This window comes from Streptomyces sp. NPDC033177 (assembly GCF_055577715.1).
Window position 1 is genome coordinate 395,027 of the sequence record NZ_JBVIPS010000008.1, and the last position, 26,237, is coordinate 421,263.

Sequence of the window (26,237 nt, forward strand, 5' to 3'; positions counted from 1 at the left end):
TTGCCTCATCCCCGCTCCCAGAGGGCCGGGGTGTGGGGCGGAGCCCCAGCCTCGGGAAGGGGCGGGGTGGGGGAGAAGAAGGCCCCGTCCACCAGCACCGGCACCCCCTCCGAACCCCCCAGTTCCACCGCCACCGCCACATCCGCCGCGAAGCCGTAAGCCCGCAGCTCCCGCCCCGACGCGCAGTCGGCGACGGCCGAAGCGACGTCGCCGCACGACGTGTAGGCGGCGGCCGTCACCGAGGCCTCCGGTGAGAGCTCCGCCCCCTGGATCGCGGAGACGATCGCCCCCGCCCCCAGCTGGTCCTCCAGCGCGGGGCGCAGACTCCCGTCGCCCCACCGCTCACCGGCGGCGACGACGGCGACCGGCCGGTCGGGCCGCCCGTACCCCTGCCCGGCCAGCCAACTCCCCACGGCCGCCGCGTTCCTGAGGCACCCCGCGACCACAAGACCGGAGGTACCCGCCGCCGCGGCGATCGCCGAACCGTTGGGCGAGGGCAGCACGAGGCGGGGCGTGAAGGGGGCACGGCGCAGGGCGGCGGGGGAGAGGGACCACGGGGACCCTTCGGTCACCCCGCGTCGGCCGACCGCCAGGGCCGCGTCCCGCTCGCGCGCGAAGGCGACGGCACTCTCGTCCCGCCACGCGTACGGGAACACCTTCGTCCCCGCGTCCACGGCGACCGACACCGCCGTCGTGAACGACAGCACGTCGACCACGACCAGGCAGTCCACATCCCCGCCCGCCATGAGGCGCCGAGCCCCCTCCGGTCCCCACTCGAACCGCACCGCGTACTCGCCCTGCGCGGACCACTGATCGCCATGCTCGTGCCTCGTCCGTCCCATGGGACTCATATTGACGGAGCGTTACGCACAAGGGCCTCGGGTCGTTGGACCTCATTCGGCCATGGCGTCGGCGTCAACCGACGTGTTCGAGCCAGGGAGTTGCCCGGGTGGCTCGGGGGGACGCCCGTGCCGCAAGATTCGAAAGCAGGGGCGGAAACCTCCCTTTGGAGTGAACTCACGCTTCGTCGCTGGCTATTCACTCTCAGTGCGTAAAGATTCCCCCTGTCGATGTTGCCGGTGTCGTGCTCATGCGATGTCCCCATCCAGCGAAGCGCGAGGCCGCCGGCGACTCCGTAACTCTTGTGGGGGTTCCACCACCTTGAACAGCAACGCCTTCCGCCTGCCCGCACGTCGCCTCGGCGTGATCGCCACCGCCACGGTGCTCGTCGCGGGTCCCGCGGCGCTCGCCACCGCGGGACCCGCCGCGGCGACGGGCGGCGACAAGGGCCGCGCGAACGCCGTCGTGCTGCGCACCGGGCTCGACGTGTCTCTGCTCAACAAGACCCTGAACGTCCCGCTCAAGGTCTCGCTCAATGAAGTCCAGGCGCCGGCCAACGCCGAGAAGACCGCGCTCACCGCCACGCTGGACGGGGTCAACGGCGGGCAGCCGTTCAGCGTGCTGCGTGCCGACGTGGCCACCGCGAAGGCGACCGCGGAGAAGGGCAAGTCGGAGGGGTACAGCAACATCGCGCGGGCGAAGGTGCATGTGCCCGGCCTGCGGCTCCTTTCCCTGATCGAGGTCGAGCAGGTGACGTCCAAGGCGGTCTGCGCGGCGGGCAAGCGGCCGGTCGCCGAGTCGAATGTGCTGGGCGGCGTGACGGTGCTCGGCAAGAAGGTCACGCTGTCGGCGGGGGGAACGACCCAGGTGAAGGTGCCGGGGGTCGGGGAGGTGCGGCTCGACCTGTCGAAGACGCATACGACGTCGCGTACGGCTGCGGCGTCCGCGCTGGAGCTGACGGTGTCCGTGAACCCGCTGAAGCTGAATGTCGCCGAGGTGGAGGGGACGGTGACGTTGGCGGGGGCGTCCTGCGAGGCGCCGCGGGCTGCCGCCGCCAAGCCTGAGCCTTCGGCTCCCGTGAAGCCGCAGGGGGGTGCGGAGGAGAAGCCGGTCGCGGAGAAGCCCGCGAAGCCGGCCGAGGCGAACCTCGCGGAGACCGGGGGGAACTCATCGACCCCGTACCTGGTGGCGGGCGGGGCCTTGCTTCTCGCCGCGGGGGGCGGGGCGGTGGCGGTGACTCGCCGGGGGCGGAAGAGCTGAGGTAGGGCGGTCCCTGCGGGGCCTTCCCCAATCCCACCCCTTCCCGAATCCAAGGGGCTCCGCCCCCTGGACCCCCGAAAAGATGGCCTCAAACGCCGACCGGGCTGGAACTATCCAGCCCGGCCGGATACTTCCAGCCCGTCCGGCGTTTGAGGACGAACTCGGCGAAGCCGGTGATGACGGCACGCAAGGCCAAGGCCCTCGCGCCGAGCGAGTTCTCGGGAAGGGGTGGGGTTGGGGAAAATCAACCCCGCAACAACCCCCGCATCGCCCCCAGCAACCGATCCGACGTCCCCCCATCCCGCACCGCAACCCGAAGCCACTCAGCTCCCAGCCCGGGAAACGTATCCCCCCGCCGCAAGGCGAACCCCCGCTCCCGCAACCGCTCGCGGAGAGCCGCGGCATCAGGGGCCCGCAGCAGAACGAAGGGCCCCTCCGCAGGCTCGACGGCCCGCACCCCGAGGGGGGCGAACTCCCGCAGGCCGCCCAGGAGATGGGCCCGGTCATCGGCCACCCGCACCGCCGCCGCCGACGCCTCGGCAAGCGCCGCAGGAGCCACACACGCCTCCGCCGCCGCGAGGGCAGGCGAAGACACCGGCCACAGAGGCTGCGCCCGCGACAACGCGGCGATCGTCTCCGGATCGGCGAGGACGTAACCGATCCGCAGCCCCGCAAGCCCCCACGTCTTGGTGAGGCTTCGCAGGACGACGAGGCCCGGTACATCCGTACGGCCGGCCAGCGCCTCCCGTTCCCCCGGCACCGCGTCCATGAACGCCTCGTCCACCACCAAAACCCGCCCGGGACGGGCGAGTTCAGCAATCGAAGAAGCAGGGTGGAGGACCGACGTCGGGTTCGTCGGGTTGCCGATGACCACCAGGTCGGCATCCTCGGGAATCTTCGCCCCCGCCAGGCGGAAGCCGTCCTCCTCCCTCAGCAGCACCCGCTCCACCTCATGCCCCGCATCCCGCAGCGCGGCCTCCGGTTCGGTGAACTGCGGGTGCACCACGACCGGCTGACGTACCCTCAAGGCCCGTGCGAGAAGCACGAACGCCTCCGCCGCGCCCGACGTGAGCAGCACCCGGTCCGGCGTCATCCCGTGCCGCTCGGCCACTGCCTCCCGCGCCGCCCGGCCGTCAGGATAGGCGGCGAGGCCGTCCAGCGAGGCGGCGATGTGCCGCTTCAGCCACGCGGGAGGCGTGTCCGCGCGGACGTTCACCGCGAGGTCGGTGAGGCCGGCGGTGCCCCTGACCTCGGCATCCCCGTGATGCCGCAGGTCCGGCCCGCCCTCGTACGTGCCCTCAGTGGGAGTGCGCATGCGAACCGTGGTGGTGGCCGTGCCCGTGGCCGTGGCCGTGCCCGTGTGCGTGGTCCCCGTCGTCGTCCGGGTGGAAGTGCGGCTGCTGCGGGGCCCCCACCTTGTCCTCGAAGCCGGGCAGCGCGATGCGGTAGACGCAGGAGTCGCAGTTCATCCGCAGGTCGCCCTTGACGGCCTCCCGGTAGCGCTCCATGACGAGGTCGAGCAGCTCCTCCTCGGGGCCGATCACGTTCGCCGAGAGGACCTCGGTGTCGGGGTGCGCCGCCGCCCAGCCGTCCGTCTGCTGGCGGACCCGGTCCGGCAGGATGCCGGTGAACAGGAAGTAGGGCAGGACCACGATCCGCTTGGCGCCCAGGCGTACGCAGCGGTCGAGGCCGGAGGGCACGTCCGGCGCCGCGAGCGACACGAACGCCGTCTCCACGCCCGCGTAACCGCGCCCCTCCCACAGCAGCCGCGCCGCCTTGTGCACCTCCGCGTTGGCGTCCGGATCGGTCGAACCGCGGCCCACGAGCAGCACCGTGACGTCCGCGCGGTCCTCGGGCGTGCGGGCCGAGCCGCCGAGCGCCTCGTCCAGGCGGCGGTCGAGGACCTTGAGGAGCGAGGGGTGCGGGCCGAGCGGGCGGCCGTAGGTGTACGAGATGCCGGGGTGGCGTTCCTTCTCGCGGGTGAGCGCCGCGGGGATGTCACCCTTGGCGTGCCCGGCGGACACCAGCATCAGCGGGACCGCCGCGAAACGTTTGACGCCCCGGTCCACGAGGTCGGTGACCGCGTCGCCCAGCGGCGGCGGGGACAGTTCGATGAAGCCGCCGGCGACCGGGAGTTCGGGGTTGCGGCGGGCGAGCTCCTGCACGAAGTCCCGGAAGGCGGCCGCCCCGGCGTCGTCACGGGTGCCGTGTCCGGCGATGAGCAGTGCGGGCGGGGTGGTCACTGGGACTCCTTGATTGCTTCGGTTGTTTCATTCGTACGAGGCGACGGCCGACCTGGAGCGGGGTGGTGCAGCAGCGCGTTCAGTGCCGCCTTGGACTCGGCCGCTCCCGCGAAACCGGCCGGCAGACCGATCGCCCAGAGCGCTCCGGGGCCCACTTCCTCGTACGCGAGGCAGATCGTGCGGGGCGAACGGGTCAACCCCGCACGGGACTTGGCGCCCTTGAGGCGGCCGACCGTCCGCTGCTTCGTGATGCCCGCCGCGAGCATCTCCACGTCGGCGACCACCGGCGCGCCCGCGTGCGGCGCCGCGGAGTGCGAGGTGTCCGGACTGGCCCGCAGCCGCCGGAACGACTCCTGCTCGACGGGGTGGACGACACGGGTCACTTGGCCACCTCCGACTCGTCGGCCTGCTGCCAGCGGTAGCCGCGCGGGGTCACCATGCGGCCCGCGATCTCGCGGGTCGCGGTGTTGCCGACGGTCACGACCGTCATCATGTCGACGACTGCCGGGTCGAGTTCACCGATCGTGCTCAGACGCGCCGATTCGTCCGGGCGGGACGCGTTGCGTACGACACCCACGGGCGTCGTGGGCTCGCGGTGCTCCGCGAGGATCGACAGGGCCTTCGGGAGCTGCCAGTCGCGGCCCCGGCTGCGCGGGTTGTAGAAGGTGACGATGATGTCCGCCTCGGCCGCCGCGCGCACCCGGCGCTCGATGACCTCCCACGGGGTGTGCAGGTCGGACAGGCTGATGGACACGTGGTCGTGGCCGAGCGGCGCGCCCAGGATCGCCGCCGCGGCGAGCGCGGCCGTCACGCCGGGTACGCCGATGACGTCGATGTCGTCGCTCGCCTCGGCGAGCGCGGGCGAGGCCATCGCGTACACGCCCGCGTCACCGGAGCCGATCAGCGCGACCGCCTGCCCTTTCTGGGCCTCGGCGACAGCGGTACGGGCCCTCTCCTCCTCGGCGCCGAGCCCCGACTCGATGAGCTTGGTGCCCGGCCTGAGCAGGTCGCGGATCTGGTTGACGTACTGGTCGAGGCCGACCAGGACCGAGGCCCTGCGCAGCTCCTCGCGGGCGCGCGGCGTGAGCAGATCGCGTGCGCCGGGGCCGAGCCCGACCACGGCCAGTCGCCCGCGGGTCGTGCGGCGCACGACCGCGCAGGTCGCCATGGGCGCACGGCCATCGGGCGCCGACTTCCGTTTGGGCACGAGGAGTTCACCGCCGCCGCGCAGTGCGGCGGCTTCCGCCACCGAGGGCGTACCGACGGCGGCGAGCGGCGCGTCGGAGGGGTTCGGGACGTCGACAGTGGCCAGTTCGCCGGCCGCGTACGTCACGAGCGGCACCCCGAGTCGCGCCGCCGCCTCGACGATGCCGGGCTCCTCGGCCTTCGCGTCGACGGTCGCGAGGGCGGCGACGGATGCGGGGGAGAGCCCCGCGTCGCGCAGGGTGTCCTCGATGAGCCCGAGGATTTCCTCGGCGGGCGCGCCCTTGCTGGCTCCCACCCCCACGGTGAGGGACGGTGGCCGCAACGCGACCTCACCCGGGCCGAGTTCGAGCACCCGGTCCGTCACCCGGATGACCGGCAGACCCGGCAGCCGCTGCCCCTGCTGAGCCGTGACGTTGGACGGCAGTGGCGGCAGCGGGTAGGTGAACTCCCCGTCCAGGGCGACCGGTTCGCCGTCGAGGACTGCGCGGGAGACCCCGGCGACATCCCCTTCGACCGGCAGGCCGAGCGTGTCGAGCCCCGGCACGTCCACGGCATCGGTCGCCGTCGTCACGACAGGCGTGGCCCCCAGGACGTCCGCCACCTCGTGGGCGAGGGAGTTCGCGCCCCCCTCATGCCCGCCGAGCAGGGCGACGGCGAAACGCCCCGCCTCGTCGACGCAGACGACACCCGGGTCGACGTCCTTGCCCCGCAGGAGCGGCGCGGCAAGGCGCACCACCGCGCCGGTGGCGAGGAAGCACACCACCTGGTCACATTCCGAGAAGGCCAGCTCCACGGCCTCCCGCACGGGACCCTCGTACACCCGCGTCCGCGCGGGCCACGCCGCGGCGACGCGGTCGCGTGCCGCGCCGCCCGCCGACGTGGCGGAGATCAGGCCGATCACTGAACTTCTCCTTCAGGCAAGGAATCAGACATGGAAGATGAGGGGCGGGTGCCCCACACCAGGAAGACCGGGTTGGCCGCGGCGAGACGCGACACCTCACCGGGCAGCGGTGCGAGCCGCGACGACTGCAGCAGCACGCCGTCGCAGTCGTACCCGGCACCGCTCAGCGCGGCCCGGACCGCGGGCACCCGGTCGATCGCCGCCATGGCGACCACGACGGTCCGCCGCGCCCGCCGCGCGCACGCGGTCACTATGGCGGGCAGCTCACGGCCGCCGCCCCCGATGAACACGGCGTCCGGATCCGAGAGATCCGAGAGGACGGTGGGCGCCGACCCGTGCACCGCGCGTACGTCGACACCGTGCGCGGCGGCGTTGGCCCGCACCCGCTCGACCCCGTCGGCGGTCTTCTCCACGGCGACGACGGCCGCGCCGAACCGCGCACACTCGACGGCGACCGAACCCGAACCCGCGCCGATGTCCCACACGAGGTCACCGGTGCGCGGCCCGAGCCGGGCCAGGGCGAGCGCCCGCACCTCGAACTTGGTGATCATCGAGTCGCGGTGCGTGAACTCGTCCTCCTCCAGCGCCCATCGGGTGGGGGAGAGGCGGGGGCCCGCGACGGTGCGTACGGGTGCCAGGGCCCGCTCCTCGTCCAGGCACAGCACGACGCTCACCGCGGCCCCCCAGTCGCGGCCCGCGGCCTCGGCCGGGGTGACCCGCTCGATGCGCTCGCGCTCCGGGTCGCCCAGGCAGGACGCGACGACGAGGGTGCGGGTGTCGGCGCGGCGCATCAGCTCGGCGCCGAGCTCGGCGGGGCCACTGCCGGGGCCGGTCAGGACGGCCACCTTGGGGTGCGCGCGGCAGGCGTTCACCGCGGTGCGCGGATCGCGTCCGTGCGCGCTCACCACCACCGCGTCGTCCCACGGGAGCCCGACCCGCGCGAAGGCGGTGGCGACGGACGAGACGCCGGGCCTGACGTCAAGGGCGGCGGACCCGAACCGCTCCGCGAGCGCCCGCACGATCCCGAAGAACCCAGGGTCCCCGGAGGCGAGCACGACGACACCGCCGCCCGCCGCTTTCTCCGCCTTGACCAGCTGCTCCTCGATGGCGTCGAGCGCGGGGGCGAGCGGCCCCATCACCACCCGGGCCGTCCCCGGCGGCACCTGGGCGGCGTCGATGTGCCGCCGGGCGCCCACCACGAGCCCCGCGGCGCGCACGGCGTCCAGGGCCGCCGCGTCGAGCGGCGCCCCCGTGCCCGTACCGACGACGGTGATCATGAAGTGGCTTTCTCGGCGCGTAGCGCGGCCCGCGCCTGCGGGTCGGCCTTGCGGAAGCCGTGGAAGTGGCCCGGGTGGTACAGGTGCGAGCGGGTGCCGTGCGCGGCGAGGGCGGGGCCGACCAGGAAGAGGGTGTGCTTCCAGAGCTTGTGCTCCTTGACCGTCTCCTCGAGGGTCTCGATGGTGCAGTGCAGCACGAGCTCCTCGGGCCACGTCACCTGGTACGCGATGACGACGGGCGTGGTCGTCGGGTAGCCGCCCTCCAGGAGTTCCCGCACCAATTGGCCGCTGCGTGCCGTCGAGAGGAACAGCGCCATCGTCGTGCCGTGCCGGGCGAACTCCCGCACCTCCTCGCCGGGCGGCATCGGCGTCTTGCCGCCGCCGAGCCGGGTGAGGATCACGGACTGCGCGACCTCGGGGATGGTCAGCTCGCGCTGCGCGATGGCCGCCACCGCCGAGAACGACGAGACGCCGGGCACGATCTCGGTCTCCACGCCGATGTCGGCGCACCGGTCGACCTGCTCCTGCGTGCCGCCCCACAGGGCCGGGTCACCGGAGTGGATGCGGGCCACCTTCAGGCCCTCGGTGGCCGCCCGCTCGTAGACGGAGACCACCTCTTCGAGGGACATCGTCGCCGAGTCGAGGATCTCTGCGCCTTCACGCGCGTGTTCGAGGACTTCGGCCTGTACGAGGCTGGCGGCCCAGATGACGACATCGGCGTCCGCGATCGCACGGGCGGCGCGGAAGGTGAGCAGGTCGGCGGCGCCGGGCCCTGCCCCGACAAAGGTCACCTTGCCGGTGGTGGCTTCGGCGTCGGCCATGGGTGGGTTCCTCTCGTACGAAACAGAAAAACAATGGGTGTCGCCCCGCGCCGGATGTGCGGGGCGGGGGGTCGATCGGCTAGCAAGGGCGCATGGCGGTGTTCGTGGCGCTCGGCGCTTTTGTGATGACCCTGGTGGGCGGCTGGACGGCCCAGCGGGTCACTGACCGGCGCCACCTCGTCCTGGGGCTGGCAGGCGGGCTGATGCTCGGCGTGGTCGGCCTGGATCTGCTGCCGGAGGCTCTGGAGGCCGCGGGCGCCCCGGTCTTCGGTGTACCGGCGGCGCTGCTCCTGTTCGTCGGGGGCTTCCTCGCCGCGCACCTGGTGGAGCGGCTCCTGGCGGGCCGGCACGCCGCGCACGGGGCGGAGGAGCACACCAACGGCCGGGTCCCTCAGGTGGGTCTGACGGCGGCCGCCGCGATGGTCGGCCACAGCGCGATGGACGGCATCGCGATCGGCGCGGCCTTCCAGGTGGGCGGCGGCATGGGCCTCGCGGTGGCCGTCGCGGTCATCGCCCATGACTTCGCGGACGGCTTCAACACGTACACGCTCACCAGCCTGTACGGGAACGCCCGCCGCAAGGCCCTGGCGATGCTCTTCGCGGACGCGGTGGCCCCCGTGGCGGGGGCCGCCTCGACGCTCCTGTTCACCATCCCGGAGCAACTGCTCGGCGGATATCTGGGCTTCTTCGGCGGAGCGCTGCTCTACCTGGCCGCCGCGGAGATCCTGCCGGAGGCCCATCACGAGCACCCGGCCCGCCCGACGCTGCTGTGCACGGTGGCAGGGGCGGCGTTCATCTGGCTGGTGGTGGGCATCGCGGAGTGAGGCGCCCGCGGAGGGTGTCACAGTTTCCCGCCCCGGCCGCTCTCGCGCCGTGCGGGAGCGATGAGGGTGGACAGGTACGGCAGCGGCGCGTCGCCGAGTTCGCCGGCTCCCTGGATGGACTCCTCGGGTAGCCCCAGGGCGGAGCCCCACACCGCGTCCTCGGTCCGCCCGGTCTCCCGCAGCGCGGCGGCCACCTCATGGGCGAGCCGCCCGAACTTGTACGCGACGACCGTGCCGGGCCCGGCAAGGGCGTCCTTCAGCACGGCGGCGCCCGCGGTCACCGGCACCAGCGTCAGCGGCTCGGTGCCCTCGGTGAGAACGGCGCCGCTGCGCGCGGCGAGGTCCTGCATGGCGGTGATGCCGGGCACGGTCTCCACCTCGACGCCGGGCACGAGCTCCGCGATGGTCTGCGCGAGATAGGTGAACGTGGAGTACACATTGGGGTCGCCGATCGTCGCGAAGGCCACGGACCCCTGCTCGCGCAGGAGTTGGGCGACCCGCTCACCGGCGGCGTCCCAGGCGGCCTCGCGGCGCTGCCGGTCACTGCGCTCGTTGAGCGCGAACACGACGCGTACGACCTTGTCCTCGGGGACGTAGTGCAGCACGGTCGACTCCGCGCGCCCGCGCTCCCCGCCGTCCGTGCCGTCGGGCGCGGCCATGACGGGCACGACGACGACAGCGGCGGCACGCAGCGCGTTGACGCCCTTGACGGTGACGAGTTCGGGGTCGCCGGGCCCGACGCCGACACCGACCAGCTTGCTGCTCATGCTGCTGCCCATCCTCTGCACCTCTCTACGAACCGACGGGCGATACCGGGTTCGGCGGCCCAATGCGTGTGCAGGTAACTCGCGTGCACACCTTGCTGTACGAAGCCTTCGAGGCGTCGCTCGGGAACGTGCATCCCCCAGGCGGCGACCGCCCCCGCGCCCGGTTCGACGACGGTGCGGTGGAACTCGTGCCCGCGCATCCGGGTCCCGGCGACGGCGAGGGAACTGTCGGACACGGCCACGGCGTCGCGGTACCCGAGCGTGAGCCGCTCGGACATCCGCGCGTGCGCGTCAAGCACCCCGCACATCGGCTTCCCGTCCAACTCCCGGGTCAGGTACAGCAGTCCGGCACACTCGGCGGCGACGGGCGCCCCGCTCAACGCCAACTCGGCAACGGCTTTCCGAAGCGGCTCGTTGGCGGAGAGCTCGGGCGCGTACACCTCGGGGAACCCCCCGCCGATGACGAGCCCGGCGGTGCCGGGCGGCAGTTCTTCATCGCGCAACGGATCAAAGGTGACGACGTCGGCTCCCGCGGCGGCGAGCAGCTCGGCATGCTCCGCGTAGGAGAACGAGAAGGCGGGGCCACCGGCGATGGCGATGACGGGGTTCGTCATCCCTCCCGGTGGCACATCCAGCCCCTCCGGCGTTTGAGGAGCGGGGTCTGGGGCGGAGCCCCAGTTTCGGGAAGGGGCGGGATTGGGGAGAGAAGCGCCGCAGGCAAGAGCCGCACCCGCATCCCAAGCGTCACCCCCCACCGGGGGAGCGCTCCGGGCCAAGGCAAGCAGCGCGTCCAGATCGCAGCCCTCCCGCACTTGCGAAGCCAGAGCCGCAACAGACTCAAGTGCCTCAGCCCGCCGCTCGGCAACAGGAACGAGCCCCAGATGCCGGGAGGGAGCACGAACCTCCCCCACCCGGGCCAGCGCCCCCAGAACAGGCACCCCCGATTCATCAAGCGCCTCCCGCAGCAACCCCTCATGCCGAGCAGACCCCACCTTGTTCAGAATCACGCCCCCGATCCGCACCTCCGGATCCCATGAGGCGAACCCATGCACAAGGGCGGCCACGGACCGGGACTGCGACGACGCATCCACGACAAGCACCACCGGCGCCCGCAGCAGCTTCGACACCTGCGCGGTGGAGGCGAGTTCACCCTGCCCGGAGGCCCCGTCGTAGAGACCCATGACGCCCTCGACCACGGCGAGATCGCACCCCCGCGCCCCGTGGGCGAACAAGGGCGCGACCAACTCCGGCCCGCACATGTACGCGTCGAGGTTCCGCCCGGGACGGCCCGTGGCCAGCGCGTGATAGCCGGGGTCGATGTAGTCGGGCCCCACCTTGTGCGGGGACACGGCGAGCCCGGCCGCGGCGAACGCGGCCATCAACCCCGTGGCGACGGTCGTCTTCCCGCTTCCGGAAGACGGCGCGGCCACCACAAGCCGAGCTACCACTCGATGCCCCTCTGGCCCTTCTGACCGGCGTCCATCGGATGCTTGACCTTGGACATGTCGGTGACGAGATCGGCGAACTCGACCAGCTCGGCAGGTGCGTTGCGCCCCGTGATGACGACATGCTGGTGCCCCGGCCGTGCCCGGAGCGTCTCGATGACGTCGTCCACGTCGATCCACCCCCAGTGCATGGGGTAGGCGAACTCGTCGAGGACGTACAGCTGGTACGTCTCGGCGGCGAGGTCGCGCTTGACCTGCTCCCAGCCCTCGCGGGCCTTCTCCTCGTTGCTCTGCTCGCCCTCGGCGGGCGCGCGCTGGATCCACGACCAGCCCTCGCCCATCTTGTGCCAGTCGACGGACCCGCCCTCACCGGAGGCCCCGAGGACCTTGAGGGCGTTCTCCTCGCCGACCTTCCACTTCGCCGACTTCACGAACTGGAAGACCCCGATGGGCCACCCCTGATTCCAGGCCCGCAGCGCGAGCCCGAAGGCGGCGGTGGACTTCCCCTTGCCGATCCCGGTGTGCACGACCACCAGCGGACGGTTGCGCCGCTGACGCGTGGTGAGCCCGTCGTCCGGCACCACACTCGGCTGCCCCTGCGGCATCAGGCCACGCTCCTCATACGAGTTCCCTGTACATCCTTGACGAGCCCCGCGATGGACTCCGCCCGCAGCTCGTCGAGCGTCACGGCGGTCCCGCCGAGCTCACCCGCGAGCTGCCCGGCGAGCCCGAGCCGCACGGGCCCCGACTCGCAGTCCACGACCACAGAGGCGATCCCCGCGGCCCCGAAGAGCCGCGCCGCACGCCCCGCCTGGGCCACCGGCTCCACGCCACCCGTGGCCCGGCCGTCCGTCACGACCACCACCAGCGGACGCCGCGCAGGATCACGCAGCCGCTCCACCCGCAGCACCTCGTGCGCCTTGAGCAGCCCGGCCGCGACCGGCGTACGCCCACCCGTGGGCAGCATCTCCAGGCGGGCGGCAGCCGCGTCGACGGACGACGTGGGCGGCAGAGCCACCTCGGCGTCGGCGCCCCGGAAGGTGACGAGCCCGACCTTGTCCCGGCGCTGATAGGCGTCGAGCAGCAGCGAGAGGACCGCACCCTTCACGGCGCTCATCCGCTGCCGCGCGGCCATGGACCCGGAAGCGTCCACGACGAAGAGCACGAGGTTGCCCTCACGCCCCTCCCGCGTCGCCTGCCGCAGATCGTCACGCCGTACGACGAGCCCCCGCCCCGAGCGCCCGCGCGCCCGCTGATGCGGGGCCGCCGCCTGCACGGTGGCCGCCAGGTGCAGCTTGGTGAGCGCCCCCTGGGGCCGCCGGGCCCCGGTGGTCCGCCCGTGCTCGGTCCGCGCCCGGGAACGCCGCCCCGCGGCACCCTCGCCCAGGCCGGGCACGCTCAGCATCTTGGTGCGGAACGGCTCCGCGGCCCGCACGGGCTGCTGCTCCCCGCCACCGGCGGCGGGCGCCTGCGCGGGTGACGCCTCGTCCTCCTGGCCCGCCTCGTCCTCTTGCCCCGCATCGCTCTGCGACTCGGGCGAGCCGGGGGTGTCGGGGGTGTCGGGCCCGCTCTCCGGGGGCTTGCCACCGCCGTCGGGGCCGTCGGGGTCTGGGTCGTCGTCGCCCTGGGTACCGTCGGAGGCCTGCTCCAGCGTGTCGTCGAGCTTGTCCTCGTCGAGCCCCGGCGCGTCGAACGGATTGCGCCGGCGCCGGTGCGGCAGCGCGAGGAGCGCGGCCTGGCGCACGTCCTCGGCGAGCACGTCCTCGCGCCCCGCCCAGGCGGCGAGCGCGGTCGCCGTACGCGCCATCACGATGTCGGCCCGCATCCCGTCGACCTCGAAGGCCGCGCAGGTGGCGGCGATCTGCCGCAACGCGGCGTCGCCGAGCCGCACTTGGGGAAGCAGTGCGCGGGCCGCGACGATCCGGTCGCGCAGCGCGGCCTCCTCGTCGTGCCAGCGTGCGGCGAACCCCTCCGCGTCGTCGTCGTACGCGAGCCGCCGCCGGACGACCTCCACCCGCTGGTCGGTCTCGCGCGAGGCGGCGACCTCGACGGTGAGCCCGAACCGGTCGAGCAACTGCGGGCGCAGTTCGCCCTCTTCGGGGTTCATGGTGCCCACGAGCAGGAAGCGCGCCGCATGGCGTACGGAGACGCCCTCGCGCTCGACGTACGAGGCGCCCATGGCGGCGGCGTCGAGCAGCAGGTCCACCAAGTGGTCGTGCAGCAGGTTCACTTCGTCGACGTAGAGGATGCCGCGGTGGGCATCGGCGAGCAGGCCGGGCTCGAAGGCCTTGACGCCCTCGGCGAGCGCCCGCTCGATGTCGAGCGCCCCGACGAGGCGGTCCTCGGAGGCGCCGACGGGCAGCTCGACCATGCGCGCGTCCCGCACGGCGGCCCCGCCCGCCTCGTGCGGACCGTCGGGGCACGCGGGGTCGGGGGCGGCCGGGTCGCAGGAGAACCGGCAGCCGGCGACGACGGGCACCTGCGGAAGGAGCGCCGAAAGGGCGCGCACCGCGGTGGACTTGGCGGTGCCCTTCTCGCCGCGTACGAGGACACCGCCGACGGCGGGCGACACGGCGTTGAGCAGCAGGGCGAGCCGCAGGTCGTCCTGGCCGACCAGGGCGGTGAACGGATAGGGGGTACTCACAAGGCCTCCATTGCGTGTTCCAGGGCGGGGCAGGGGACGGGAACGGCGGGCCTCACCCGTCGCCCTCCAGCTCGCCCTCAAGCTCCAGGTAGGTGGCCCGCAGCCGCTCCAGCGTCCCCGCGTCCGGTTCGGCCCACAGGCCACGCTCGGCCGCTTCGAGCAGCCGCTCCGAAATCCCGCGCAGCGCCCAGGGGTTGGACTTCTGCATGAACTCCCGGTTCTCCGGGTCGAAGACGTACTCGGCGGAGAGCTTCTCGTACATCCAGTCGTCGACCACGCCCGCGGTCGCGTCGTACCCGAAGAGGTAGTCCACGGTGGCGGCCATCTCGAAGGCGCCCTTGTAGCCGTGGCGCCGCATGGCCGCCATCCAGCGGGGGTTGACCACGCGGGCCCGGAAGACGCGGTGGGTCTCCTCGCCCAGGGTGCGCGTCTTCACCTGGTCGGGCGTTGCCGAGTCGCCGACGTACGCCTCGGGGGACTCGCCCGTCAGATGGCGCACCATGGCGACCATGCCGCCGTGGTACTGGAAGTAGTCGTCGGCGTCGACCAGGTCGTGTTCCCGCGTGTCCACGTTCTTGGCCGCGACGTTGATCCGCCGGAACGCGGTCTCCATGTCCCCGCGCGCGGCCTTCCCGTCGAGCCCGCGCCCGTAGGCGTAACCGCCCCACACCGCGTACACCTCGGCGAGGTCGGCGTCGCTGCGCCAGTTGCGTGCGTCGATCAGCGGAAGGAGGCCCGCGCCGTAGGCCCCGGGCTTCGAGCCGAAGATCCGGGAGGTGGCCCGGCGCCGGTCGCCGTGCTCGGCGGTGTCCTCGTCGGAGTGCGCCCGTACGTAGTTGGACTCCGGGGCCTCGTCCAGTTCCGCCACCGCCCGCACCGCGTCGTCGATCAGGGCGATGACATGGGGGAACGCGTCACGGAAGAAGCCGGAGATCCGCACCGTCACGTCGATGCGGGGCCGTCCGAGCTCCTCCACCGGCACGATCTCGAACCCGGTCACGCGCCGCGACGCGTCGTCCCACACGGGACGGCAGCCGAGCAGCGCCAGGATCTCCGCTATGTCGTCGCCCTGCGTGCGCATGGCCGACGTGCCCCAGACGGTCAGGCCGACCGACTTCGGGTAGTCGCCGGTGTCCGCCAGATAGCGGGCGATCAGCGAGTCGGCGAGCGACTGGCCGACCTCCCAGGACAGCCGCGAGGGAATCGCCTTGGGGTCGACGGAGTAGAAGTTGCGGCCGGTCGGCAGCACGTTCACGAGCCCGCGCGTCGGCGACCCGGAAGGACCGGCCGGGACATAACCGCCGTCGAGCGCCCGCAGGATGTGCCCGATCTCGTCCGTGGTCTTGGCGAGCCGGGGCACGACCTCTTCGCACGCGAACCCCAACACGGCAACGGCGGACGGCAGTTCGACGCCGACCACATCCCGTACGAGCCCTCGCACGGCGCCGAGCTCCCAGCCGCGCTCCTCCATGCCCTCGGCGAGCCGGCGGCACAGCTGCTCAAGGAGGTCCAGGGCGTCGGCGCCGGACCGCGCTGGCCCGTCGACCAGCGCCGTCAGGCCGTCCGCGACCTTCACCGCGGCGCCCGGCTCGGCGAGCAGCTCCTTCTCGCTGAGCCCGAAGTGCTCGGCGAGGCAGGCCCGCAGTCCGGGCAGGGCGTTGGCCTGACCGCCCCACACCTGCGAGGCCCGCAGGACGGCGAGGACCAGATTGACGCGCGCCTCACCCTCCGGGCCGCCGCCGAGGATGTGCAGGCCGTCGCGGATCTGCACGTCCTTGATCTCGCACAGATAGCCGTCGATGTGCATGACGAACTCGTCGAAGGCGGTGTCGTCGGGCTGCTCGTCCACGTGCAGGTCGTGGTGCAGCTCCGCGGCCTTCACCAGCGTCCAGATCTGCGCGCGGACGGCGGGGGCCTTCGTCGGGTCCAGGTCGCTGACCAGTGCGTACTCGTCGAGGAGCTGCTCCAGCTTCGCCAGGTCGCCGTACGTGTCCGCGCGCGCCATCGGCGGCACCAGGTGGTCCACCACCGTGGCGTGCCCGCGCCGCTTGGCCTGGGTGCCCTCACCGGGGTCGTTCACGATGAACGGATAGATCAGCGGCAGCTCGCCGAGCACCGCGTCCGGCGCGCAACCACCGCTCAGGCCAAGGCCCTTGCCCGGCAGCCACTCCATCGTGCCGTGCTTGCCCATGTGGACGACCGCGTCGGCGCCGAAGGACATCTCAAGCCAGCGGTAGGCCGCCATGTAGTGGTGCGAGGGCGGCATGTCGGGGTCGTGGTAGATCGCGATGGGGTTCTCGCCGAAGCCGCGCGGCGGCTGGATCATCACGACGACGTTCCCGAACTGCAGGGAGGCGAGCACGATGTCGTCGCCGTCCACGTACAGATTGCCGGGCGGCTCGCCCCACGCCTCCAGCATGCCGTCACGCAGCTCCGGGTCCAGCGTGTCGAACCACGCCCGGTAGTCGGCGAGCGGCACGCGCGCGGGGGCGGCGGCCAGCTGCTCCTCGGTGAGCCACTCGACGTCGTGGCCACCGGCGTTGATGAGCCGGTGGATCAGCTCGTCGCCGTTGTCGGGGTGGCCCTCGACGATGTACCCCGCGTCCCGCAGGGAGTCGAGCACACGCACCGCCGAGACGGGAGTGTCGAGGCCGACCGCGTTGCCGACGCGCGAATGCTTCGTCGGGTACGCGGTGAAGACCAGGGCCAGCTTCTTCTCGGCGTTCGGCTTGTGCTTCAACTGGGCGTGCCGCAGGGCGATTCCGGCCACGCGGGCAGCGCGTTCGGGGTCGGCCACGTACACCGGTACGTCGTCGGGGCCCTGCTCCTTGAAGGAGAACGGGACGGTGATGAGGCGGCCGTCGAACTCGGGGATCGCGACCTGCATGGCGGCGTCCATGGGAGAGAGCGCGGCGTCCGACGCGTCCCACGTGGCGCGTGAGGAGGTCAGGCAAAGTCCCTGCAGCACAGGGATGTTGAGGTCGGCGAGGGCGCCGATGTCCCACGCCTCCTCGTCGCCGCCCGCACTCGCGCCCGAGGCGTGGGCGCCACCCGCCGCGAGGACGGTGGCGACCAGGGCGTCCGCCTTCCCGAGGATCTCGTACAGGCCGGCGTCCGCGCCGCGCAGCGAACCGCAGTACACGGCAAGGGCGTTGGCGCCTCGCGCCTCGATCGCGTCGCACAGCGTGTCGACGAAGCCGGTGTTCCCGGAGAGCTGGTGGGCGCGGTAGAAGAGCACGCCGACCGTCGGCCGTCCCTCGACGTACGCGCGCGAGCCGTGCACCCCGTACTCGGGCATCTTCCGCGGCTCGGCGCTCTGCCGCTCGTGGGCCTCGCCGGAGCGGGCGTGCCCCGCCGCGAGGACGTCCTCCTTGAGGAACCGCGCCAGCTCACGCAGGTTCTCCGTGCCGCCCTCGACGAGGTACCGCAGCGCCTCCGCCACGGACCCCGCGTGCACGGTGGACTCGGCCATCAGTTCCGCGTCCGGCACGGCCTCGCCGCCGAGCAGAACCGTCGGGATCCCGGCGGCCTTCAGCGCCGCGAGCCCGTCCTCCCACGCCCGCTTCCCGCCGAGCAGGCGTACGACGGCGATGTCCGCGCCCTCGATCAGGGCGGGCAGCTCGGCCTGCGCGTCGACCCGGGTCGGGTTACCGATGCGGTAGGGGGCGCCGGAGGCACGGGCGGCAAGGAGATCCGTGTCGGCGGTGGACAGAAGCAGGACGGTCATGAGGGTGCCCCCGGTGCGATGAAGGGGAGACCGGCGGGTGCGCCGGTCTCGATCAGGCTGAGCAGCGCGTCCGTGTCCGCGTGTTCCTCGATCAGGTCGCCGAGCAGGTCGAGCTGCTCCTCGCGCAGGACCCCGAAACTGGTGTCGGGCGCGGGCACGAAGCGGCGCCCGGAGGCGCGGGCCACCTCGGTGAGGAAGCGGCGCCGGAACGCGTCGGACTCCAGCGATCCGTGCCAGTGGGTGCCCCACACCTCGCCGACGCGGCAGCCGTCCAAGAAGGCCTCTCCGCCCAGGACTTGAGCGACGCCATGATGGATCTCGTACCCCTCGACGGGTTCGCCGAGCGCCTCGCCGACCGGCCGCGCGAGGGTCTTCTCCCGCTCGAACCGCACGCGCACCGGCAGCAGGCCGAGCCCGTCCACGGCCCCCGCCCGCGACTCGACGTCGTCCTCGATGTGCTCGCCGAGCACCTGGAAGCCACCGCAGATCCCGAGGACGGGACGCCCCTCGGCGGCGCGCCGCGCCAACGCCTCGGCGAGACCGCGCTCGCGCAGCCACTCCAGGGCGCGGACGGTGCCGCGCGTCCCCGGCACGATCACGAGATCGGCGTCGACGAGTTCCTCGGCCCGGTCCACGAACCGCACGACGACGCCGGGTTCGGCGGCCAGCGCGTCCACATCCGTGAAGTTCGACATCAGCGGTACGGCGCAGACGGCGACCCGCAGCACGTCCTCACCGACCGGGGGAGCGACCACGGACTCCCGCACGGCGCCCCGCAGGGAGACACGAAGCCCGTCCTCCTCGTCGATGCCGAGACCGTGCTGGAACGGCAGCACACCGAACGTGCGCCGCCCGGTGAGCTGTTGCAGCATGTCGAGCCCGGGTTCGAGCAGCGAGACATCGCCCCGGAACTTGTTCACGAGATACCCGGCGACCAGCTCCTGGTCCTCCGCGCTCAGCAGCGCCGTCGTCCCGAAGAAGGAGGCGAAGACACCCCCGCGGTCGATGTCTCCCACCACGACCACAGGGAAGCGGGCGGCCCGCGCGATCCCCATGTTCACGATGTCCGTACGCCGCAGATTGATCTCGGCGGGACTGCCCGCCCCTTCGCAGATCACGGCGTCATAGCTGCCCCGAAGTTCCTCCAGGCATCCCACGACGGTCGACAACAACGCTTCCTGCCGCCCACCGTGCAGCCCCTTCCCGGGGGACGACCCCCCAGACCCCCCGAAGAACCCGCGCGCGCTCATCTCGCCCACCGGCTTGCCCATGAGGACGACCTGGCTGCTGCGGTCGCTGCCCGGCTTGAGAAGGACCGGATTCATCAGCGCGGTCGGCTCGACCCGGGCGGCCTGCGCCTGCATGGCCTGGGCGCGTCCGATCTCGGCACCCTCGCGGGTGACGAAGGAGTTGAGGGACATGTTCTGCGCCTTGAAGGGCGCGACGGAGACCCCCTTGCGGGCCAGCCACCGGCAGATCCCGGCGGTGACGACGCTCTTGCCCGCGTCGGACGTGGTTCCCGCGACGAGGAGTCCACCACTCATGAGGCCCTGCCTTTCCGTAGCGTGCTGACGGCGGCCGCGACGCCCAGGGCAAGCAGCCCGACCCGGCGCGACAGCTTCACGGCCCGCTCGATGTCCGCGACTTCCACGCCCCGCCCGCCGCCGTTCAGGACCGGCCGGTGCTCCACACGCCCCGCGTACGAGAGCGTCCCCCCGAGGCGTACGCCCAACGCCCCCGCGAAGGCGGCCTCTACGGGCCCGGCGTTGGGGCTCGGATGCTTGGCGGCGTCCTGGCGCCAGGCGCGCACGGCACCCTGCGGAGAGTCCCCGGCGGCAGCCGCGAGCACGGCGGTGAGCCGGGCGCCCGGCCACCCCAGTACGTCGTCGAGACGGGCGGAAGCCCAGCCGTAGCGCCGGTACTTCACGGACTTGTGCCCGACCATGGCGTCGAGTGTGTTGACGGCGCGGAAGGCGACCAGGCCGGGCACCCCGCCGACGGCACCCCACACGAGGGCCCCCACCACGGCGTCGGACGTGTTCTCGGCGACGGACTCGACCACGGCACGCGCGATGCCGTCGGCGTCGAGGGCCTGCGGATCCCGGCCGCACAGATGCGGCAGCCGCTCCCGCGCCACCTCGATGTCCCCGGCGGCGAGCGCCCCGCCCACGGCCCGCGCCTCACGCCCCAGCGAGGTCCCGCCGAGCACGGCCCAGGTGGTGGCGGCGGTCAGCGCGACGGACGCGGCGCGTGAGTCACGTACAAGAGAAGAGGCCAGGACGGCGGCACCGGCAGCGCCTCCGGCACACACCACGGCGTGCAGGGCGCCCCACCCGCGGTGGTCACGCCACAGGACACGCTCGACGGCACCGGCGGCCCGCCCGAACGCGGCGACCGGATGCCCGCGGCGGGGATCGCCGAGGAACAGATCACCGAGAAGGCCGGCGGCGGCGCCGTACGCGAAGTCGCGATCGGCACGCATGGCTTCAGCCGGTCGTCGTGCCGAGAAGAGAGCTCACGCTCGGGAACTGGTCCGGCAACGGGCGGCCGCGCATGGCGATATGTCCTCACTCAGGGTGTCCGCGCCCTGGTTCGACGTGATCGGCGGCGAGAGTTCCTGGCTTCCGAGGAGTCAGCTCCTCGGTGACAGTGGCGGGACCGCGCCGGATTCGCACCGGCTTCCTCTCCTGCTGCCGTATTGGCTCCGGCAGTCCACCACGCCCCGCGAAGGCCCGTCAACTCGCCGTTGACCTGCGACGGGAGAGTGTGCGGAGGCCCACATACGAAGGTGGGGTGGGGGGGGGGGGGGGGGGGGGGGAAACAACCACCCCCACACCACCCCCCCACCACACCCACCCCCCCCCCCCCCCCCACCCCCACCCCCCCCCCCCCCCCCCACCCCCCCACCCCCCCCCCCCCCCTCCCCCCCCCCCCCCCCCCCTCCCCCCCCCCCCTCCCCCCCCCCCCCCCGCCGACGTATGCCCGGCCGGTCTGCCCTTATGGGCGTACGAGGAGCTGGAACTCGAAGGAGTAGCGCGAGGCCCGGTAGATGTGCGAGCCGAACTCGACCGCGCGGCCGGTGTCGTCGAAGGTCGTGCGCTGCATCGTGAGCAGCGGGGCCCCCACGGGTTCGCCGAGCCGCTCGCCCTCGTCGGCGGTGGCGGCGCGGGCCCCCACGGACTGGCGCGCGCTGTGCAGGGTGATGCCCGCGGCCCGCATCAGGCGGTAGAGACCGGTCGCCTCCAGGTGTGCGGTGTCCAGGGCGAACAGCCCGTACGGGATGTGGTTGCGCAGGCACGCCATGGGCTCGCCGTGGGCCAGGCGGAGCCGCTCGACGAGGTGGACGTCGTCTCCTTCCGCGATGCCGAGCCTGGCCGCAACCTCGGCGGACGCGGGCTCGACGGTGTTGCGCAGGACGCGGGTCTCGGGGCGCTGGCCCGCCGCCTCCAGGTCGTCGTAGAGGCTGCTGAGCTCCAGCGGGCGCTTGACCTGGCTGTGCACCACCTGGGTTCCCACGCCCCTGCGGCGCACGAGCAGCCCTTTGTCGACGAGGGACTGGATGGCCTGACGGACGGTCGGGCGGGAGAGCCCGAGGCGCCCGGCCAGTTCTATCTCGTTGCCGAGCAGGGTGCCCGGGGTCAGGGCGCCGCGCTCGATCGCCCCCTCCAGCTGCTGGGAGAGCTGGAAGTACAGCGGGACCGGGCTGCTGCGGTCGACGCCGAGCTGAAGCGAGACGGTCGGGTCCACGGCTGGTTTGTCGGCAGATTTGGGCACGTGGCGAGCGTAGTCGCAGGGAATGATGACGGGAAGTTCTGAAGTTCTGTTGTCCGGACAAAGGATTGACAGGATCGCGGGGCGTCGCGAGGGTTGGTCCATGCGCATCGGATTGATCGGAACGGGCCGTATCGGGACATTTCACTCTGCCGCTCTGCAGCGGCATCCGGAGGTGGACGCACTGGTCGTCGCCGATGCCGACGTCGGGCGCGCTGCCGGGCTCGCCGCACGGATCGGCGCGGCCTCCGTGCCTTCGGTGGACGACGTCTTCACGGGCAGCAGCCGGACGGGCGCCGTGGACGCCGTGGTGATCACCGCGGCGACCTCCGCGCACGCCGAGCTGATCGGCAAGGCGGCGCGTGCGGGCCTTCCGGTCTTCTGCGAGAAGCCCATCGCCCTCGATCTGCCCGGCACGCTCGCCGCGCTCCGGGAGGTCGAGGCCGCGGGCACGGTGCTGCAACTGGGCTTCCAGCGGCGGTTCGACGCGGGGTACGCGGCGGCGCGTGAGGCCGTGCGGTCGGGGCGGCTCGGGCGGCTGCACACGGTCCGGGCGATGACCTCCGATCCGGCGCCGCCGCCGGCCGCGTATCTCCCGCTCTCCGGCGGGCTCTACCGCGACTGCCTGGTCCATGACTTCGACATGCTGCGGTGGGTCACGGGCCGCGAGGTGACGGAGGTGTACGCGACCGGGTCGGACGCCGGTCCCTCGATGTTCCGCGACGCGGGCGACGTCGACACGGCGGCGGCGGTCCTCACCCTGAACGACGGCACACTCGCGACGGCTACGGCCACGCGGTGCAACGGCGCGGGCTATGACGTACGGATGGAACTGGCCGGGGAGGAGGGCCAGATCGCGGTCGGCTTCGACGACCGCACTCCCCTGTCGTCCGTGGAACCCTCGGGCCCGCCGCCCCCCGAGAAGCCGTGGCCCGGTTTCCTCGAACGCTTCACCCCCGCGTACGAGGCGGAGCTCGCGGCGTTCGTGGATGTCGTACGGGGCGAGCGGGCCAACCCCTGCGACGGACGGGAGGCCCTGGAGGCACTGCGGGTCGCCGAGGCGTGCGAACTGTCGCGCAGGGAGGGGCGGTTGGTGCTGATGGCGGAGATCGAAGGGTTCTGACCGCCCGCCGGCCCCTGGGACGGCGCGGGTGCTACTCCACCTCGTCCAACAGCCCCGCGTCATGCGCCAGCAACGCGATCTGTACGCGGTTGTTGAGGTCCAGCTTCGTCAGGATGCGGGAGACGTGGGCCTTGACCGTGGCCACGCTCAGGAAGAGTTCCGCCGCGATGTCCGCGTTCGACGCGCCCCGGCCCACGGCGACCGCGACCTCCCTCTCCCGCTCCCCCAGCAGTTCGAGGCGGTTCAACGCCCGCTCGCGGCGGCCCTGTTGCGGGTCCACGCCCGTCACCCGGGTGATCAGCTGCTGCGTCACCGTGGGGGAGAGCACCGGCTCCCCCGCCGCGACCGCACGTACCGCCGCGACGATCTCGGCGGGCGGAGTGTCCTTGAGGACGAACCCGGCCGCTCCCGCCCGCAGGGCCCGCAGCACCTGTTCGTCGGCGTGGAAGGTGGTGAGGACGATGACCTCGGGTGCGTCGGGGCGCTTGCGCAGGGCCTCCGTCGCCGCCAGACCGTCCATCGTGGGCATCCGGATGTCCATCAGGACGACGTCGGGGCGGAGTTCGCCGACCAGCGGGGCCACCTGTGAGCCGTCCGCGGCCTCGCCGACGATCTCGATGTCCTCCGCGCCGCCCATCATGAAGGACAGACCGGCACGGACCAGCGGGTCGTCGTCGACGAGAAGCACGCGGATCGGGTTCATGGGCCCACAGTAACGAGATCCCCGGACGTCACTGCCCCGCTGCGTCTCACAGCTCGCCGGCGCGAGCGGAGGGCGAGTCCCACGGCAGCCAGGCGTCGACGCGGAAGCCGCCGTCCCCCGCGGGCCCGTGCTCGATGCGGCCGCCCGCCAGCGTGGCCCGTTCCGTGAGGCCGATCAGTCCCTGGCCGGAACCGGGGACGTTCGGCACATCGCCGGGTGGCGGCGGGTTGCGCACCGAGAGGGTGAGGCCTTCGCCGGGGGCGCCGGACACCGAGACGGTCACCTCGGCGCCGGGGGCGTGCTTGCGGGCGTTGGTCAGGCCCTCCTGGGCGATGCGGTAGGCGGTGCGGCCCACGGCGGCGGGCACGGCGGCCGGGTCGGTGACGCCCTGGTCGAGTGCGACCTTCATGCCCGCGTCGCGTGACTCGGCGACCAGGGTCTCCAGGGCGGTGAGGGTGGGCTGCGGCCGGCCCGACGCCTCGCCGTCGCCGCCGCCGCGCAGGACGCCGATCACCTCGCGCAGATCCTGCAGCGCCTCGTGCGAGCTCTCCCGGATGACACCGGCGGCGCGGACGATCTCCTCGCGTGGCGCGTCCGGGCGGAACTCCAGGGCGCCCGCGTGCACGCTGAGCAGGGTGAGCCGGTGGGCCAACACGTCGTGCATCTCGCGGGCGATGGACTCGCGGGCCAGGCGCTGGGCCTGTTCGGCCCGGAGCGCGGCCTCGTTCTCGGCGCGGATCGCGCGGTCGCGCAGGCTCAGCAGGAGCTGGCGGCGCGAGCGCACGAACATGCCCCAGCCGATGACGGAGGCGTTGATCAGCATGCCGATGACGACGGCGGCCAGCCAGGGCAGGTCGGCGTCGGGCCGCATCCAGTAGATGAACGGCATCAGGCAGATCGAGACCCCGCCGATCCAGCCGACGTACCGGAAGGGCCGGTGCACCGCGAGGCTGAACAGTGACACGGCGCCCGCGCCGCCCGCGGTGTCCGAGGCGAGGCTGACCAGGACCAGGGCGGCGGCGAGGCCGACCGGCCAGCGTCTGCGCAGCCAGACGGCGGCGCAGGCCAGAGCGCCGATCAGCTGGTCGGCCTCGGCCACGCCGTGCGAGACGTTCGGGTTGCTGCTGACCGCGTCCGCGCCCACCATGCCGATGACGACGGCCACGAAGAAGCAGGCGAAGTCGACCAGCCAGTCGCGCGCGGTCCGCCGGTGCCCGCGCTTGCCCTCGCGTGCCGTGTGGTCCGGGTCGAACTCGGCGGCCACGGCCGAGGGCAGCGCCCATGGGCGCCTCGCCAAGGGGGCCGAGGGGTCCGACGGAGGCTGGTTGCCGCTCATGGTCGACAAATCTACGCACTGCCGGGGGCAAGGGCTGCACTCCGGGCGTGATCGTCTACCAAAGTCGCGTACGCGGAGACTTTGGGAGGGTGGCGGGGGAAGATGCCTCGCCCCGTGGCCGATGTGCGTGGGGGGTCCATGGGGCGAGGCTCTTCGGCATGAAGCGAGTACTTGAGGCCTTTGGCGTCCTTCTCCTGGTCCAGGGCGTGGTCGCCCTGGCGCACGGGCTGACCGGCCGACTGCGCGGCTGGGGAATCGTGCGGCGGATCGGGTTCCTCGACGGGTACGAGATCTACGCGGGCGTCACGCTGATCGTGCTGGCGCTCGCGCTGTTCGCGGTCGCGGAGAGCCGGAAGGCCGGTCGGTGAGTACCGTGCCGGATCGGGGCGGGCTCAGCAGGCGTAGTCGACCAGATCGAAGGATTCGTAGTGATCGGCGGTGTAGTAGTCCTCCTGGTTCTCCACACCGGTGACGACGCGGCGGGCGCCGCGGTCCGGTGAGCCCGGCGTCTTCACGGTGTACTCGTGGTAGTAGCCGGAGCCCTGGGAGGGCAGGATGCCTTCCCTGTTCTGGAAGACGGTGCCGTCCTGCGGGTACGGGTAGGGGCCGCCCGCCTCGATCAGGTCCAGGGTGTCGTGCGCCTGGGCGGGCAGCGCGGAGTAGCAGATGTCGCCGACGGCGGTGATGGAGTACGCCGTCGAGGTGGGGGCGTGGTGGTCCGGGACCGCGCTCGCGGAGGCGGCGACGGGGCCGCCGACGAGCAGGGCGGCGGCGAGGGCGGTGATGCTCACGATTCGTGGGGGGATTCGCATGCGACCAGTGTGACGCGCGTAGAGGTCGTGGTGTCAACGCCAAGTGCGGTGAATTTTCCGGGAGTTAACCGAGCGCCGCCGGCTCTTCCTCAGTCCTTCTTCGCGGCGGCGGCTGCGCTCTTGGCGGCGCTCTTCGCGGCGGCGATGCGGTGCTGCGCCATGTACTCCCGCATCCGCAGACTGGTGGTCCCGCCGGTGTAGAGCACCGCGCCGGCGACCGAAAGCGGCACCGAGAGCCCCAGCCAGCCCAGCATCTCGGGCCACCGGCGCTGCGCGCGGCAGTCCTCCCACGTGGAGTCGTGCCATGTCGGGGCGTCCCCCTCGTAGAAGAGCACCGACTGGCACTCGCGGCTGCTCGATGAGTCGTCGTCCCCGTCGCTGAACGGCACCATCAACTGCCAGGCGAGCACGGCCCAGATGACACCCGCGGCGAGGAACAGCACCGCGCCCCCGATGCGGCGCTTCTCCGCGGCCGCGGTGAAATCCTGCTCGAAGTACTCGTTCATGAGCTCCCCCTGAGTGATCGATCGCTCCCTG

At 72.7% G+C, this 26,237-nt stretch carries 23 protein-coding genes and 1 riboswitch; of the genes, 4 read left to right on the top strand and 19 right to left on the bottom strand.

Going from position 1 to position 26,237, the window contains the following annotated elements; all coding sequences use genetic code 11:
• Positions 1–5 precede the first annotated feature (5 nt).
• Positions 6–842, bottom strand: coding sequence for a 2-phosphosulfolactate phosphatase (locus ACZ5U5_RS28135; RefSeq protein WP_469026860.1), 837 nt, complete (start codon positions 840–842; stop codon positions 6–8).
• A 319-nt stretch (positions 843–1,161) separates the two neighbouring features.
• Here ACZ5U5_RS28135 and ACZ5U5_RS28140 point away from each other — a divergent pair, with 319 nt between their 5' ends.
• Positions 1,162–2,100: an SCO1860 family LAETG-anchored protein gene (locus ACZ5U5_RS28140; protein WP_469026862.1), complete on the top strand. Its 939-nt coding sequence runs from the start codon at positions 1,162–1,164 to the stop codon at positions 2,098–2,100.
• 244 nt (positions 2,101–2,344) lie between these two features.
• On the opposite strand, the gene cobC is transcribed toward ACZ5U5_RS28140, so the two are convergent.
• Genes cobC through cobM form a run of 6 tightly spaced genes read right to left on the bottom strand, consistent with a single transcriptional unit; the run spans position 2,345 to position 8,548 of the window.
• Positions 2,345–3,415 (bottom strand): Rv2231c family pyridoxal phosphate-dependent protein CobC, encoded by a 1,071-nt coding sequence (gene cobC, locus ACZ5U5_RS28145; RefSeq protein WP_469026864.1) that lies wholly within the window; start codon positions 3,413–3,415, stop codon positions 2,345–2,347.
• Positions 3,399–4,343 carry a sirohydrochlorin chelatase gene (locus ACZ5U5_RS28150; protein WP_469026867.1) on the bottom strand — a complete coding sequence of 315 codons (945 nt, stop codon included), beginning with the start codon at positions 4,341–4,343 and terminating at the stop codon, positions 3,399–3,401. Before ACZ5U5_RS28150 ends, cobC begins: the two co-directional genes overlap by 17 nt.
• Positions 4,340–4,726 (bottom strand): hypothetical protein, encoded by a 387-nt coding sequence (locus ACZ5U5_RS28155; RefSeq protein ID WP_469026870.1) that lies wholly within the window; start codon positions 4,724–4,726, stop codon positions 4,340–4,342. The genes ACZ5U5_RS28150 and ACZ5U5_RS28155 overlap by 4 nt, the downstream gene beginning before the upstream one ends.
• Complete coding sequence (gene cobJ, locus ACZ5U5_RS28160; protein WP_469026872.1) at positions 4,723–6,450, bottom strand: precorrin-3B C(17)-methyltransferase; 1,728 nt, start codon at positions 6,448–6,450, stop codon at positions 4,723–4,725. Before cobJ ends, ACZ5U5_RS28155 begins: the two co-directional genes overlap by 4 nt.
• The gene (gene cbiE / locus ACZ5U5_RS28165) at positions 6,447–7,727 is read right to left on the bottom strand and encodes a precorrin-6y C5,15-methyltransferase (decarboxylating) subunit CbiE (RefSeq protein WP_469026875.1); all 1,281 of its coding nucleotides are present in this window, start codon (positions 7,725–7,727) and stop codon (positions 6,447–6,449) included. Before cbiE ends, cobJ begins: the two co-directional genes overlap by 4 nt.
• The gene (gene cobM / locus ACZ5U5_RS28170; protein ID WP_469026877.1) at positions 7,724–8,548 is read right to left on the bottom strand and encodes a precorrin-4 C(11)-methyltransferase; all 825 of its coding nucleotides are present in this window, start codon (positions 8,546–8,548) and stop codon (positions 7,724–7,726) included. The genes cbiE and cobM overlap by 4 nt, the downstream gene beginning before the upstream one ends.
• 92 nt (positions 8,549–8,640) lie before the next feature.
• Between cobM and ACZ5U5_RS28175 the strand changes: the two genes are divergently transcribed.
• Entirely contained in the window at positions 8,641–9,372 is a 732-nt protein-coding gene (locus ACZ5U5_RS28175; RefSeq protein WP_469026879.1) for a ZIP family metal transporter, read from the top strand.
• Positions 9,373–9,389: 17 nt separating this feature from the next.
• On the opposite strand, the gene cobI is transcribed toward ACZ5U5_RS28175, so the two are convergent.
• The 8 genes from cobI to ACZ5U5_RS28215 all read right to left on the bottom strand — a co-directional run bounded on the left by cobI (position 9,390) and on the right by ACZ5U5_RS28215 (position 21,702).
• Positions 9,390–10,139 (bottom strand): precorrin-2 C(20)-methyltransferase, encoded by a 750-nt coding sequence (gene cobI, locus ACZ5U5_RS28180; protein ID WP_469026882.1) that lies wholly within the window; start codon positions 10,137–10,139, stop codon positions 9,390–9,392.
• A complete protein-coding gene (locus tag ACZ5U5_RS28185) occupies positions 10,136–11,587 on the bottom strand; it encodes a cobyrinate a,c-diamide synthase (RefSeq protein ID WP_469026884.1) in 1,452 nt (483 codons plus the stop codon). Before ACZ5U5_RS28185 ends, cobI begins: the two co-directional genes overlap by 4 nt.
• Positions 11,581–12,189 (bottom strand): cob(I)yrinic acid a,c-diamide adenosyltransferase, encoded by a 609-nt coding sequence (cobO, locus tag ACZ5U5_RS28190; protein ID WP_469026887.1) that lies wholly within the window; start codon positions 12,187–12,189, stop codon positions 11,581–11,583. Before cobO ends, ACZ5U5_RS28185 begins: the two co-directional genes overlap by 7 nt.
• Positions 12,189–14,228: a putative cobaltochelatase gene (locus ACZ5U5_RS28195; RefSeq protein WP_469026889.1), complete on the bottom strand. Its 2,040-nt coding sequence runs from the start codon at positions 14,226–14,228 to the stop codon at positions 12,189–12,191. The genes cobO and ACZ5U5_RS28195 overlap by 1 nt, the downstream gene beginning before the upstream one ends.
• 52 nt (positions 14,229–14,280) lie before the next feature.
• Positions 14,281–17,955 (bottom strand): cobaltochelatase subunit CobN, encoded by a 3,675-nt coding sequence (gene cobN, locus ACZ5U5_RS28200; RefSeq protein ID WP_469026891.1) that lies wholly within the window; start codon positions 17,953–17,955, stop codon positions 14,281–14,283.
• Positions 17,952–19,499, bottom strand: coding sequence for a cobyric acid synthase (locus ACZ5U5_RS28205; RefSeq protein ID WP_469026894.1), 1,548 nt, complete (start codon positions 19,497–19,499; stop codon positions 17,952–17,954). Before ACZ5U5_RS28205 ends, cobN begins: the two co-directional genes overlap by 4 nt.
• Positions 19,496–20,437, bottom strand: a complete 942-nt coding sequence (locus ACZ5U5_RS28210) for a cobalamin biosynthesis protein (RefSeq protein WP_469026896.1) — start codon at positions 20,435–20,437, stop codon at positions 19,496–19,498. Before ACZ5U5_RS28210 ends, ACZ5U5_RS28205 begins: the two co-directional genes overlap by 4 nt.
• 107 nt (positions 20,438–20,544) lie before the next feature.
• Positions 20,545–20,687, bottom strand: a riboswitch (cobalamin riboswitch).
• Positions 20,688–20,952: 265 nt separating this feature from the next.
• Entirely contained in the window at positions 20,953–21,702 is a 750-nt protein-coding gene (locus ACZ5U5_RS28215) for a GntR family transcriptional regulator (RefSeq protein WP_469027121.1), read from the bottom strand.
• Positions 21,703–21,829: 127 nt separating this feature from the next.
• Here ACZ5U5_RS28215 and ACZ5U5_RS28220 point away from each other — a divergent pair, with 127 nt between their 5' ends.
• Positions 21,830–22,849 (top strand): Gfo/Idh/MocA family protein, encoded by a 1,020-nt coding sequence (locus ACZ5U5_RS28220; protein WP_469026897.1) that lies wholly within the window; start codon positions 21,830–21,832, stop codon positions 22,847–22,849.
• Positions 22,850–22,880: 31 nt separating this feature from the next.
• Here ACZ5U5_RS28220 and ACZ5U5_RS28225 read toward each other — a convergent pair whose 3' ends face one another.
• Complete coding sequence (locus ACZ5U5_RS28225; protein WP_469026900.1) at positions 22,881–23,552, bottom strand: response regulator; 672 nt, start codon at positions 23,550–23,552, stop codon at positions 22,881–22,883.
• A gap of 46 nt (positions 23,553–23,598) precedes the next feature.
• A complete protein-coding gene (locus tag ACZ5U5_RS28230) occupies positions 23,599–24,888 on the bottom strand; it encodes a sensor histidine kinase (protein ID WP_469026902.1) in 1,290 nt (429 codons plus the stop codon).
• A gap of 158 nt (positions 24,889–25,046) precedes the next feature.
• On the opposite strand from ACZ5U5_RS28230, the gene ACZ5U5_RS28235 reads away from it, so the two are divergent.
• Positions 25,047–25,256, top strand: coding sequence for a hypothetical protein (locus tag ACZ5U5_RS28235; protein ID WP_469026904.1), 210 nt, complete (start codon positions 25,047–25,049; stop codon positions 25,254–25,256).
• 24 nt (positions 25,257–25,280) lie between these two features.
• On the opposite strand, the gene ACZ5U5_RS28240 is transcribed toward ACZ5U5_RS28235, so the two are convergent.
• On the bottom strand, positions 25,281–25,700 hold the full coding sequence (locus ACZ5U5_RS28240) for a guanyl-specific ribonuclease (RefSeq protein WP_469026906.1): 420 nt from the start codon (positions 25,698–25,700) through the stop codon (positions 25,281–25,283).
• Positions 25,701–25,789: 89 nt separating this feature from the next.
• On the bottom strand, positions 25,790–26,206 hold the full coding sequence (locus ACZ5U5_RS28245) for a hypothetical protein (RefSeq protein ID WP_469026909.1): 417 nt from the start codon (positions 26,204–26,206) through the stop codon (positions 25,790–25,792).
• Positions 26,207–26,237: the final 31 nt, after the last annotated feature.